This window comes from Sphingomonas mesophila, assembly GCF_003499275.1.
Lineage (GTDB): Bacteria > Pseudomonadota > Alphaproteobacteria > Sphingomonadales > Sphingomonadaceae > Sphingomicrobium > Sphingomicrobium mesophilum.
The window spans coordinates 1,807,267-1,819,515 of record NZ_QWDF01000001.1; the positions used below are offsets into that span (position 1 = coordinate 1,807,267).

At 59.9% G+C, this 12,249-nt stretch carries 10 protein-coding genes; 5 read left to right on the forward strand and 5 right to left on the reverse strand.

Annotated elements, in window-relative coordinates; all coding sequences use genetic code 11:
- The 4 genes from arsC to D0Z60_RS12025 all read left to right on the forward strand — a co-directional run bounded on the left by arsC (window position 1) and on the right by D0Z60_RS12025 (window position 2,928).
- On the forward strand, window positions 1-426 hold the full coding sequence (arsC, locus tag D0Z60_RS09065; protein WP_118857938.1) for an arsenate reductase (glutaredoxin): 426 nt from the start codon (window positions 1-3) through the stop codon (window positions 424-426).
- On the forward strand, window positions 426-1,487 hold the full coding sequence (arsB, locus tag D0Z60_RS09070; protein WP_118857939.1) for an ACR3 family arsenite efflux transporter: 1,062 nt from the start codon (window positions 426-428) through the stop codon (window positions 1,485-1,487). Before arsC ends, arsB begins: the two co-directional genes overlap by 1 nt.
- A 9-nt stretch (window positions 1,488-1,496) precedes the next feature.
- The gene (gene arsH, locus D0Z60_RS09075; protein ID WP_118857940.1) at window positions 1,497-2,240 is read left to right on the forward strand and encodes an arsenical resistance protein ArsH; all 744 of its coding nucleotides are present in this window, start codon (window positions 1,497-1,499) and stop codon (window positions 2,238-2,240) included.
- A 460-nt stretch (window positions 2,241-2,700) separates the two neighbouring features.
- The gene (locus tag D0Z60_RS12025) at window positions 2,701-2,928 is read left to right on the forward strand and encodes a GDCCVxC domain-containing (seleno)protein (RefSeq protein ID WP_275896713.1); all 228 of its coding nucleotides are present in this window, start codon (window positions 2,701-2,703) and stop codon (window positions 2,926-2,928) included.
- A 30-nt stretch (window positions 2,929-2,958) separates the two neighbouring features.
- Here the strand turns inward: D0Z60_RS12025 and D0Z60_RS09090 are convergent, their stop codons facing one another.
- The 3 genes from D0Z60_RS09090 to D0Z60_RS09100 form a co-directional block, all read right to left on the reverse strand.
- Window positions 2,959-3,315, reverse strand: a complete 357-nt coding sequence (locus D0Z60_RS09090) for a bleomycin resistance protein (protein WP_118857941.1) — start codon at window positions 3,313-3,315, stop codon at window positions 2,959-2,961.
- A gap of 127 nt (window positions 3,316-3,442) precedes the next feature.
- Window positions 3,443-5,812: a heavy metal translocating P-type ATPase gene (locus D0Z60_RS09095; RefSeq protein WP_118857942.1), complete on the reverse strand. Its 2,370-nt coding sequence runs from the start codon at window positions 5,810-5,812 to the stop codon at window positions 3,443-3,445.
- Window positions 5,813-6,069: 257 nt separating this feature from the next.
- Window positions 6,070-6,624 (reverse strand): nuclear transport factor 2 family protein, encoded by a 555-nt coding sequence (locus D0Z60_RS09100; RefSeq protein ID WP_205421050.1) that lies wholly within the window; start codon window positions 6,622-6,624, stop codon window positions 6,070-6,072.
- 82 nt (window positions 6,625-6,706) lie between these two features.
- On the opposite strand from D0Z60_RS09100, the gene D0Z60_RS09105 reads away from it, so the two are divergent.
- Window positions 6,707-7,669: a LysR family transcriptional regulator gene (locus D0Z60_RS09105; protein ID WP_118857943.1), complete on the forward strand. Its 963-nt coding sequence runs from the start codon at window positions 6,707-6,709 to the stop codon at window positions 7,667-7,669.
- Here the strand turns inward: D0Z60_RS09105 and D0Z60_RS09110 are convergent.
- Both D0Z60_RS09110 and D0Z60_RS09115 read right to left on the reverse strand, forming a co-directional pair.
- Complete coding sequence (locus D0Z60_RS09110) at window positions 7,646-8,098, reverse strand: GNAT family N-acetyltransferase (RefSeq protein ID WP_118857944.1); 453 nt, start codon at window positions 8,096-8,098, stop codon at window positions 7,646-7,648. The two genes, D0Z60_RS09105 and D0Z60_RS09110, sit on opposite strands and share 24 nt — an antisense overlap.
- A 423-nt stretch (window positions 8,099-8,521) precedes the next feature.
- On the reverse strand, window positions 8,522-11,887 hold the full coding sequence (locus tag D0Z60_RS09115) for a type ISP restriction/modification enzyme (protein ID WP_118857945.1): 3,366 nt from the start codon (window positions 11,885-11,887) through the stop codon (window positions 8,522-8,524).
- Between the last annotated feature and the right edge of the window lie 362 nt (window positions 11,888-12,249).

Below are 12,249 nucleotides of genomic sequence, written 5' to 3' on the forward strand. Positions count from 1 at the left end.
ATGACCGACATCGTGATCTACCATAATCCTGCCTGCGGCACGTCGCGTAACGTGCTGGCAATGATCCGCAACTCCGGCGTCGAGCCCCACGTGGTCGAGTATCTGAAGACCCCACTGGCGCGGGCCTTGCTCGTCGAGTTGATCAAACGAGCCGCAATGAAACCACGCGACCTGCTGCGGGAGAAGGGCACCCCCTTTGCTGAACTTGGACTGCAGGACGCCAGTCTCTCTGACGAGGCGCTGATCGACGCTATGATCGAGCACCCGATACTCATCAATCGGCCTTTGGTGGTGACGCCCTTGGGAGTGAAGCTCTGCCGCCCATCCGAGGCGGTGCTCGATATCTTGCCCGATCCCCAAGGCGGCGCCTTCGCCAAGGAGGATGGCGAGCAGGTAGTCGACACCGCTGGCCAGAAGCTGAGCTGATGGAGCAGCTTTCCCGCCCTGAGCGGCTTGGATTCCTCGATCGCTGGCTCACGCTCTGGATCTTCGCCGCGATGGCTCTGGGCCTAGTGCTCGGCAGCGTCTTCCCGGGCCTGCCATCGGCGCTGAATGACCTGTCGATTGGGTCGACCAACGTGCCGATCGCGATCGGCCTCATTCTGATGATGTACCCGCCGCTGGCACGTGTCCGTTACGACGATCTACCGAAGGTGTTTGCAGACAAGCGCGTGCTTGCCCTGTCGCTGGTCCAGAATTGGCTGATCGGCCCGGCCCTCATGTTCGTGCTCGCCGTTATCTTCCTGCGAGACAGCCCTGAATACATGACGGGCGTCATCCTGATCGGCCTCGCGCGATGTATCGCCATGGTGCTGGTCTGGAACCAGCTTGCGCGGGGCGACAACCAATATGTCGCAGGCCTGGTGGCCTTCAATTCCATCTTCCAGATCGTCTTCTTCAGCGCTTACGCTTGGCTGTTCCTCAGCTTCCTTCCACCGCTCTTCGGTCTTGGGGGCAGCGTGATCGACGTGAGCTTCTGGACGATCGCCCAGGCGGTGCTGATCTACCTTGGGCTGCCCTTCTTGGCCGGCTTCCTGACGCGTCGGCTACTCGTCGCGAAACGGGGGGCGGATTGGTACGAGGCCGTGTTCCTGCCGCGGATTGGCCCGATCACGTTGGCTGCGCTGCTCTTCACCATTGTCGCCATGTTCACGCTGAAGGGCGGTGACGTGGTGCGCTTGCCGATAGACGCCATCCGGATCGCTATTCCGCTCACCATCTACTTCGTGGTGCAGTTCCTGATCAGCTTCTTCATGGGCAAGCTGATCGACGCAGACTACCCCCGAACCACGGCAATCGCCTTCACCGCCTCTGGCAACAACTTTGAGCTGGCAATCGCGGTCGCCATTGCTGCTTTTGGCTTGGCATCCCCAGTCGCATTCGCAGCAGTCATCGGGCCTCTTGTCGAGGTGCCCGTCCTTATCCTGCTCGTTCACGTGGCCCTGCGGCTTGGACGCCGGTGGTTCCCATCGACCGCGCCTGCCTAAGGACATCGGATGCCGCTTCGAACTCTTGCCGATGCCGACTATCTGCCCGCGCTCGAGCGGGCCTACATCTTCAACCGACTCGCGAACGGCTTAGGCTCAAACGACCCGCCGCCGCGCATCCTCTTGCTCTACGGGTCGCTGCGAGAGCGGTCCTACTCGCGCCTTTGCGTTGAAGAGGCGGCGCGCCTGCTACAGTTCTTTGGCTGCGAAACGCAAATCTTTGATCCTTCAACGTTGCCGCTGCCCGATCAGGTCGTCAGCGACGACCATCCAGCCGTTCATGAGCTTCGCGAGCTGTCGCTCTGGTCCGAGGGACAAGTCTGGTGCAGTCCCGAGCGCCACGGCCAGATCACCGGTGTGATGAAGGCACAGATTGACCACCTTCCGCTGGCCATGGGCGGGATGCGCCCGACCCAAGGTAGAACGCTGGCTGTCATGCAGGTGTCGGCCGGGTCGCAGTCGTTTAACAGTGTCAACACCCTACGCATCTTGGGCAGGTGGATGCGCATGTTCACCATCCCGAACCAGTCGTCGGTCGCTAAGGCCTTCAACGAATTTGATGAGCGTGGCCGGATGAAGCCCTCGAGCTACTATGAGCGGATCGTCGACGTGATGGAGGAGCTGGTTCGCTTCACCGTGCTAATGCGCCCGCATACAGCCTCGCTCGTGGACCGCTACTCCGAACGCAAAGCGGCCGATTTGCCGGTCGATAGAGGGAAAGACTTGTCGAGCATTGCTCTTGGTGGCCGCTAAGGAGATCCACTTGGCTATTGTTTGCGGTCCTAGAACAATCCCGCCGGTGTTTGGTTTGGGTGGAAGGCGGACGTTGCTCGCAGCTTCCCTAAAAGCTAATCGGTCGCAATGCCTTCCTCTGACAAAGCGGTCGCCACCCTTGCTGCGTTGACGAGCACAGGCGGCGTCACGGCCGCAGCCGCGTGCTGCATACTTCCGTTGGTGCTTGCAGGTGTGGGCGTTGGAGCGTCCACATTGGCGCCGCTGGTCCCACTACACTGGCCGATCACCGCCGTAGCCCTCCTCTGTTTGGCAGGGGGTGGGGCCTCTATGTTCGGCGCCGGAGAGAGTGCGCTCGGCGCTCAGAATGCTCACCACCGGCCCGAAGCACACTAGTCTTACTAACTGTGGCCTCAGTTCTTGTGCTCACATCGGCCGCATGGCCTTTACTTGAGCAGCCTCTCATGCGGGCTCTTGGCGGATGATTGTTCCAACCTCCACGCTCACCTGCCCACAGTGCGATGGCAACTCCACTGACGTGATGCCAACGAACGCATGCCAGTTCTTCTATGATTGCAAGCATTGCGCAGCCATCCTGAGGCCCTTGCCGGGGGACTGCTGCGTTTACTGTTCATTCGGTGACATACCCTGTCCTCCGATCCAAGAAGCTGAGCAGAATGGTGGAGAGGGCTGCTGCTCGCCACGCTAGCAGCACTTCAGGGCTAAGTTGATTCTGCGGTTAGTTCTGGATGAGTCGAATGAGGGTGCCATCAGGGTCGATGAGCGCTGCTATAGTTAAGCCGCTTTCCTCGACCTTAGGCGGCTGCATGCGCGGGTGGCCCCAACACCGCTCCTCAACATCTGCCGCCAAGCATTCAGAGTAGAAGCCAGCTAGGTCATCTAGTCGGAGGCAACAGCTAAACCAGCTTTCCAGTGGATTGAGATCCGGATGGGGGAAAAACTCCAATGAAAGGCCGTCACGCCTCAGGATCATCCACCCGTCGTCTTTCCACGCCTGCTCAAAGCCGAGCTTTGCGTAAAAGGCAGATGTAATCTCAAAATTACGGGAAGGCAGGTTGGGAGTTACGTGATCCATAGGGCGACTCTAGCTGATTCTTGCCGATTGTCCGCAACCGCTCGAGAGCGTACTTGAGCTACTTAGCTGAACGAACTTCCGCTGAGACCAGCATCCATGCACAACAGCCACTACTTTGAAGCGCTTCTCACAGCTGCACACTCCGGAGCCGCAAGGCGTTGCCGATCACCGATACAGAAGAGAGGCTCATGGCTAAGGCGGCGATCATAGGAGAGAGTAGGATACCGAAGACGGGATACAACACGCCGGCCGCGATGGGCACCCCAAGCGCATTGTAGCCGAAGGCAAACATGAGGTTCTGGCGAATGTTGGCTGTCACCGCTCGGCTGAGCCGCCGCGCGCGCACAAGGCCGGTCAGATCACCCCTCACCAGAGTTACGCCCGCACTCTCAACCGCAACATCTGCGCCCGTTCCCATCGCGATTCCGATATCGGCTCGGGCAAGAGCAGGAGCATCGTTGACCCCGTCTCCGGCCATGGCGACCACTCGGCCCTGCTCCTTCAGTCGCTCGATCGCTGCATCTTTGTCGGCAGGCAGCACGTCGGCGACTACCTCGTCGATCCCGAGCCTCCGAGCGACTGCTTCAGCCGTACGGCGATTGTCGCCGGTCAGCATGATGATGCGCAGGCCCTCTCTATGAAGACCGGCGATGGCCGCCTCGGTGGTTTGCTTGACCGGATCGGCGACTGCGATGAGCCCTGCGGCTTGCCCATCTACCGCGACAAACATCACGGTCGCGCCTTCATCCCGGTGCTTGCCGGCAGAGGCCTCTAGCTCCTGGGCATTTGCGCCTTCCGCCAGCATCAGCGCGCCATTGCCGATTGCTGTCCTGCGGTTCTCGATCTTCCCGACCAGTCCCTTGCCGCTGATCGACTGGAAGTCGGTCACCGGCGATGGGAACAAGCCACGCTCCTCAGCGCCCCTGACGATTGCGTGAGCAAGCGGGTGAGCACTGGAAGCCTCTAACGAAGCCGCAATTCGCAGCAGCTCCTCCGGGGACAAGGTCGTGGAAGGCTCAACTGCCACCAGAGCTGGCTTACCTTCGGTAAGCGTGCCGGTCTTGTCGACGACCAGGGTATCAACGCTGGCAAAACGCTCCAGAGCTTCGGCATTCTTGATGAGCACGCCTGATTGCGCGCCCTTCCCGACGCCAACCATGATCGACATGGGCGTGGCCAGTCCCAGAGCGCATGGACATGCAATGATGAGGACGCTGACCGCAGCAACTAGCGCGAAGGCAAGACGGGGCTCCGGCGCGGCGAAGGACCAGATTGCGAACGCAATCACTGCAACGGCAATCACGGCTGGTACGAACCACGCTGAGACTTGATCGACCTTACGCTGAATCGGCGCCTGGCTGCGCTGCGCCTCAGCAACCATCTGCACGATGCGTGAGAGCATGGTCTCTGATCCGACCCGGTCGGCGCGCATGACGAAGCTGCCGTCGCCGTTGATTGAACCGCCAGTGACCGCAGATCCGGTCTCCTTGGCAATCGGAAGCGGCTCTCCGGTCAACATCGACTCGTCCACAGAAGACGCGCCTTCAAGTACTTCCCCGTCGACAGGGATTGCTTCGCCAGGCTTGACCCTGAGCTGGTCGCCACTCCTGACCATATCGAGCGGAACATCGCGTTCCTTACCAGCATGGATCAGGTGCGCAGTCTTAGGCGCAAGGTCGAGCAAGGCTCGGATCGCTGAGCCGGTCTGCTCACGGGCGCGTAGCTCCAGAACCTGGCCGAGCAGCACCAAGGTCACGATCACCGCCGCCGCCTCGAAGTAAAGGCCGACGCCGCCATCGTGGGTGCGGAAGGCGGGTGGGAAGAGTTGCGGGGCTACGGCTCCCACGATTGAATAGGCCCAGGCGATGCCGGTTCCAATCGCGATCAGGGTGAACATATTGAGGTGGAGGGTCTTGAGACTCTGCCAGCCGCGTACGAAGAACGGCCAGCCACCCCACAGCACAACCGGGGTTGCCATGACGAGTTCGACCCAGTCCAGCGTGCGACCGCCAATAAACTCGACTGTCGTTGGCCAGAAGTGCCGAAGCATGACGAGGACAAACAATGGCGCGGACAAGGCGGCCGACACGACGAAGCGCCGGCGCATATCGAGATACTCTTCCGACGGCCCGTTGTTTGGATCGAATGCCTTCGGCTCCAGGGCCATGCCGCAGATGGGGCAGGTGCCAGGTCCGATCTGCACGATTTCTGGGTGCATCGGGCAGGTGTACTCGACGTCGGCCGGAGCCGAGTCCGGGGTTGCTTGTGCCGGATCGAGATAAAGCTCCGGCCTGAGCTCGAAGCGCTCCCGGCACTTTGCTGAGCAGAAATAATATTTCTTGCCGCCGTGCTCAGCTTGGTGCGGGGTGGTCGCCGGATCGACCGTCATGCCGCAAACGGGATCAATGACCTTCTCTGCTGGCGCATGCTCGTGAGAGGCTTTGGATCTATGATTGTGGCCGCAGGCAGAGCCGGGTGCGTGAGAATCTTTTTGCATAGCCGACACCAGATGCACCCTGACATCATGTTAGAGTCAAGAGTGGTTTATCTGGAACGAACGACGCGCGTTGGTGGGCTCGCAATGTCGGCTTGTGGCACGGCCAGTTGTCTGCTCGAACGACCGAGATGGGCGCTTAGCCGTCGTCCGGGCTTCGCACGGGCAAACGTCCGCTTTCCGCCCGTGCAGACCCAAAAGCCGCCGTTCCGCTTTCCACCATGAGCCGACAACCGTCACCTGAATGACGCCCCGCAGCGCTAGTGGCTCTTGCCACTGCTGTCCCGCTCTCCTCCCGCGAGACTGGCCGCCTCCGACAGAGACACATCGTCGACCAACGGATCCGCATGACGGTGGGCAAGGAACCATTGGTTGCCTTTGCGTGTGAAGACCGAAGTGACCCGCAGTGCCCAGTCCTGAGCTGGCAGCCCACCCACTTCGACGTTCGCGCGCTCGATGGTCACGAGGACAATCATGTGTTTTGCAGAGTAGGTTTGCACTACCTGTTGGCTGAAGCTCCCATTCTTGAAGAAGCGGCCCATGCGGGCGATGCGTTCGGGTGGGTAGTCCGCATACCGGGACGGTTCGCCCCCGAAAGGAGACATCAAGACGAAGTCCTTGGTCAGCGGAGCCAGTTTCTCCCAGGTCGCACTGTCACCGCGCATCAAGGCGGCGTTCGCCCGTTCGTAGAGAGACGCGAGCCGGCCCGCAGTCTGCGGGAGATCCTGCGCTTCGGTGTTTGGTTTAAACAATAAGAAGGTGGCAGCGGCCGCTGAAAGAGCCGTCAGGGTTGATCGGGCAAACGGTTTGAACATCGAGAATTGCCTTTGACGTTTTCGAACACCCGTCCAATCGCTGGTTTGCACGCGATGAATCAAACGGTATGTATTCACGTATATGTTGAACAGCGCTCAACTCGCTCGGCTCGATCTCAACCTACTGCTCGTATTTGACCTGCTCTTCGAGGAGCGAAACGCCGGGCGGGCTGCAGCACGCCTTCACCTCAGCCCATCGGCGATCAGCCATGCACTGCGCCGACTTCGAACGATGCTGAACGATCCGCTCTTCTTGCCAACGTCGAAAGGGATGGTCCCAACTGAACGGGCAGAGGCGCTGGCGCCGGCTATCCGGGACATAATCGAACGTGTGCATGGAGTGATTGCGTCGGCAGAAGAATTTGATCCTGGTACCGCAGTACGACGGTTCCGCATCGGTGCGCCGGATGGAGCAATCTCCAGTCTGGTGCCGACGCTAGTCAAGCAATTGGAGACCGTGGCTCCCGGCATTTGCGTCTCCGTGGTGCAACTTCTGCCATCGCCTGGCAGCACGAGCCCCGATCATGCCTGGCAAGGGGCTCTCAGCGACTTGCATTCGCGCCTGATTGATCTGGCCATTCTACCCCATCGACCGAGCCAAAGCCGCTTCTACGTCGAGTCGCTATTCTCCGAACATTTCGTCATCCTCTGCCGTAATGGCCATCCATTCGCTTCTGATCCTTCGCTGAAGGCCTTCACGTCGGCACGGCATGTTCTCGTCTCCTCAACGGGTGACGCTTCAGGGATCGTAGATGAACTGCTTGCCAGCCGAGGGCTAGATCGGCAGATTGCGCTGACAGTCCCCAATTTCTTCATGGCAGCTGCTGCGATTGCCGCCTCAGACCTCATAGGAGCGCTGCCCAGCCGCTTTGCAGCCGAGGCAACTAAGACATTTCCTGTGCAGGTCTTGGCGCCGCCAGTTCCAATCCAATCCACGGACTTGCACGTCGTGGTTCCGAAAACCGCCATGCTCGATCAGGGGTTGGCGTGGCTGGTTCGACTCCTGACGGAAAAAGATGCCCTAGTTACGGGGCGTCGCTGCTGAACTTACTCGGTGCCAACGCCAGACCGCACCCACATCCTCGTCGTACCCGATGCCGTTCCGCACGAATCCGGTTTTCTCGAGCACGCGGGTTGAGGCGTTCACTTCCATCGATGTGTGCGCCGTCACAGCGCGGACGCCGTGTTCCTCAGCAAGCTGGATGAGAAATGCTGCAAGGGCGGTCGCGTGTCCTTTGCCCTGATGTTCCTCGAACGTAAGGTAGCCGATCTCCACGCTATTCTCCTCACCGGGCGCGCCCTTGTAGCCGCCCATGACCACGGGAGAGTCCTCCAGCCATCCGATATAAGTGCACCATGGCGGCACCTGCTCTTGTGCCGCGAGTGTTCGAAGCTCGCTCGCAAACGCGCCGGTCTGCTCTTCGTCGAAAAGGATCGGGTGCGGCTTTAGCTTCGAGAATCGCAAGTTTGACATTCCGAAATGCAAAGCATCATTCGGTAGAGCAGGCAAAGGCTCGCATCGAGGAACTGAACGAGGTCAACTTTCGGTGGGCGGATATCGAAGCTTCCGTGAACAGATGTCGGCTATCCCGCTGCGCGTACCCGAAAGCCGCCGGTCCGCTTCCCACCAGGCGCGGACCTTTGAGGTGAAGTCAGCCCGAGCCTCGCAAAGTGACCGGTTCCAGGCAGTCAGAAGCTCCGATCTCGATGCACAGAGGCAATCTTCTAGGGAAACTAGGGCAGTCCTCAATGGCGTTCGCTGGCGCGTGCGCGCGCTTGCCGCAGCGATCCAGTGGCGCCCGTGAAGTCCTCAGAGAGCGAAGCCTACAACTGCGGTCTCGCCACGGCCTCGAGGGACAATGAGACGAGCTGTGCGGTGCCACAGCCCTAACTATGCTCATGTCAATTTCCCATCGAGCCAGGGTACGGCGCAATCGCGCGCTTTCCCGTGGGCCGCGTCAAGGGCCGGACCCATGCATAGGACTTCAGTAATGCGGCGTGCGGTTCTGGCGAAATGGAGCGCTTCGTCGCCTGTTAGTACGCGACCGAGAACCTCCCCCTCGCGGTACGACAGCCACTTTTTAAGTACCTGGTATCCGCCCAGGGCATAGGACCAGACCTTGGCGGGCACGCCCTCCCATTTTGCATCGGCGTTGATGTGAACATCTACCGCCTGTTCGCCGATCACTCCAAACAGAGCAGCAAGGTCGAACCCGTGCCCAGCTGCTAGGTGCGACAGGGCATCGCGTTCGGCTTCAGTCCAGGCGCGTTCGGTGGTTTGACCCACCCCCGGCATGACGATGCGGCTTCCGTTCTTATTCGTCTGCACGCTACCCCAGCCCAACGTCACTCCGAAATCCTTACCTCTCGGAACTGCGACGGTCGCAAGACCGGGGCGCAGCGCGCCACTACTGACTCCGGCGACATCACGCTCAGCGTCGAGCAATGCCGCAACATCGCGCCCAAGCGCAGCTGATGTCTTCAAGACCGCGACATCTCCGGGAACGGGAATGCGTGGCCAATCCATGCGAAGCGCACCCGCGTTGCCCGTGCGATAGGACGGCGCATGAAGCGTCGCGACGACATGTTCGAATAGTTCGGAGGGCTGAACGCCCTTTTGGTTAAGCCAGGCAACCACCGATGCCGACAGGTTCGGGCGTAACTCGCCCGTCGAGGCATCGATCGTGCGCGCAGGAAAGTTGGTTGATCCACGGTCAATTAGATCAAGGCAAGCATATGCCGAATTGACCTGCGAAGACTGCCACTCGCCGCGCGGTTTTTGCTGAGCGGAAAGGGTCAGTTCTGCTTCCGCAACCTGACCAACATATTCCGGTCGCTTCTCATCGAGCAGCTTCTCATCGGGGTCCCAATAAAGCCAACGAACGTCGAAAGGCCGGTACGCGTATCTTACAATTCTCCCCTCGTTGTGCTTCCGAGATCGCAAACGCGCACGCGTGGTAAACGGATCGAAGCGGTCTGCCCGTTTCATAATCATTGGATGGCTTTTCGCCATGTCAGCATCGCTGACCTTCGGATCAAAATACAGTCCGATGCGCGTTTCTAGCGCCTCACGGTCGATATCGACCAGAAACTCGTCGCGGCTTGTTTTTACACCCGGAAAGCCCACGGGCAGCAACTCCGGCAGCAGCGGCCACTCGAGGTAATGCGCTTCGAACTTCACTGGTTCGAACGGCAGCCGCAGCTTTGGCTCTGGAACTACAGTTTCATAAATCGTCGCGGGATCGGCATCAGCGGTCGCGGCCAGCGTTTCGCGTTTCGCGGTTCCCCACAAGTGTCGGAATGCGATGGCTTTGGCAGGTGCGTGCTCTTTTTTGCGTACTAAAGTCGCGATTGCGGTGCCGACCTGGATGCCTGCCGGGTTAGCGGGTGTCGAAAAGATTGACGGATCGGGGAGCCCTTCGGGCGTGGTCTTCCCAGTTTTGAATTTATCGCCGTTCAGGCAGTCGATCGCGATGCTGTCGAACGTCTCCAGATAGCGTTCGCGCATACCGGGGCAGCTCAAACTGTCTAACCAGCTGTAGTTAGAAATGAACGAGATCACGCCTTCGCCGGTCTTTTCCGCGATGCGCCGTTCGGCCATACGGAAAAAGCGGACGTATTGCTCGTTTAACCCTTGGCCCTGCGGGGCCGCGACCTTCTTCACCGCACGATATGCATTGGTCAGCGCGCGTTCTTCCAAGTTATCGGCGATCCCGGCGAAGCCATCATATGGCGGATTGCCAATGATGACGAGGATGGGCGTCGACTGCTTAACTGCATCGGCGGACGCGCGCTCAGCTTCCAGTTCCGGGAAGGGTAGTGGCTTGTTCGTGTGCGGCTCCCACCCCGTCAGCGCATTGGTCAGGTAGATGGCCGGCCGTGAATCTTCGGCCAGCGGCGCGCCCATGTTCGCCAATGTCATTCCTGCCTGCATGTGGGCGACGACGAACGGCGCGGGCATGATCTCGAAGCCGAATACGCGGTCGCGTGCCGCATCGCGCAACCGGTCGGCAAGCGCATCACCCAACCCGTGGCTTTCCAGGTTCGTGCGGATCCGGCGGAGTACCGCGTTAACAAAGCCGCCGGTGCCGCAGCACGGATCGAGCACGTAGACCCGGGCGTCGGCCAACCCATCGGCAATGCCCAGCTCGTCACGAAGGGCGTGATCAACCCGCGCAACCATGTAGTCGACGATCTCCGCGGGTGTGTACCAAACCCCAAATTGCTTGCGAAGCTTCGGATCGAAGGCTTCAAGGAATGGTTCGTAAAAGTACTGGACCGCCTCGCCCTGGTCGAAACGATCGAGGAATGCCGCCGCGTCGATACGGTTGAGCGTGTTGCCTGTCCAATCGAGGACTTCGACCAAATCGAGCTGCTTAATGTGCTGTGGCGCGGTGAGTTGCTGAAACAACGTTTGAATAAACGGAACGTGCAGGCTCCAGCCCGCCGAACGCCAGTCGAACCGCGGCGGAGTGCGCGGCGTAGCGCGCGCCCAAATGACCCAGGCCGAAAACAGGCCGTAGAACAGCGTCTGGACTAGCGTCGAACGAAAGAAATGATCGCCCTTTTCCTCGTCAAAGGTAATGCCCAGCGCATCTTCGAGCGCAGATCGCACGGTCTTAAGTGCTGGTAGGTCGCCCGCCGCGTCGACCCGAGCGAGCGCGTCACGGGCATATGAGGCGAGGAACCACGCTACGTCCCTGGGCTGGACGAGCGCCACGTTCTGCGTGAGCGCGCGGCTAAGATATTCGACAAAGGCGAGGCCGACCGTCTTTGCAGCTTTCGATGGCGTCTGCACCAGCGACCAAAATTCAGCGGTGGTATCCGCAAGCGCGAAGGCTTCGAGCCGCGTTACCGTGCCGTTGACATCGGGCCCGACGAGCTGAAACGCGCGCAGGTTCGTGACAAGCACAAGGCCATATGCACCGAAATATTTGGTCAGCTGAGCGGGCGTAGATTGAAACAGGCTGTCGTCGGCAACCGACTTGACCTCTACCACACCACGCTCAGGCAATTGCCCCTTGCGCGGCTCGCCCTTCTGCACTTGATTCGCTGCGAACAGACCAAAGTCGGGACTACCGGCGCCAGTGTTCGCAAGCTGGGAAAGTGCCAGAACCTTTGGTGACAACGAAGCACCGATCCTCTCAAACAAGGTATGAAGCGCAGGGTAGTAGGCCGTTTCAGGCGTGCCTGCTCCGAGCGCCCGCACCTTGCGAACAGCCTCAAAAAATTCTTCAGCAACTGCAACAGGATCGAAAGCCACTTATCCCCCTCTTTCTTGTCACTTATTGGCGGGGCGAACGGGGAACAACAAGAACATCCTGGTCAACGAATTTGTTCGATCGAAGCGGGTGATGCTTCTTCACGTTCCGTTCCACGCTGAACTCGTCGAACATCGCCTCCCTGAGACTGTTCAGTCGCCCTGATCAGCAATTTATCCCGGCTGCGCGCCGATCGAGCGCTCGCGGATTAAGCCGCCCGAAGTTTCACTCGGGCGAACGTCTGCTATCTACCTTGGCCGACACAAAAGCAGCCGTTCCGCTATCACCATCAGCAGACATAAGGTGCTGCTGAACGAACCCCCGCTTAGGGCGCAATGCGCGCCATCGGCACAGGCAGAAAAAA

Coding starts and splice junctions, on each gene's coding strand:
- arsC (WP_118857938.1), top strand. CDS start 1: ATGACCGACATCGTGATCTACCATAATCCTGCCTGCGGCACGTCGCGT.
- arsB (WP_118857939.1), top strand. CDS start 426: ATGGAGCAGCTTTCCCGCCCTGAGCGGCTTGGATTCCTCGATCGCTGG.
- arsH (WP_118857940.1), top strand. CDS start 1,497: ATGCCGCTTCGAACTCTTGCCGATGCCGACTATCTGCCCGCGCTCGAG.
- D0Z60_RS12025 (WP_275896713.1), top strand. CDS start 2,701: ATGATTGTTCCAACCTCCACGCTCACCTGCCCACAGTGCGATGGCAAC.
- D0Z60_RS09090 (WP_118857941.1), bottom strand. CDS start 3,315: ATGGATCACGTAACTCCCAACCTGCCTTCCCGTAATTTTGAGATTACA.
- D0Z60_RS09095 (WP_118857942.1), bottom strand. CDS start 5,812: ATGCAAAAAGATTCTCACGCACCCGGCTCTGCCTGCGGCCACAATCAT.
- D0Z60_RS09100 (WP_205421050.1), bottom strand. CDS start 6,624: ATGTTCAAACCGTTTGCCCGATCAACCCTGACGGCTCTTTCAGCGGCC.
- D0Z60_RS09105 (WP_118857943.1), top strand. CDS start 6,707: ATGTTGAACAGCGCTCAACTCGCTCGGCTCGATCTCAACCTACTGCTC.
- D0Z60_RS09110 (WP_118857944.1), bottom strand. CDS start 8,098: ATGTCAAACTTGCGATTCTCGAAGCTAAAGCCGCACCCGATCCTTTTC.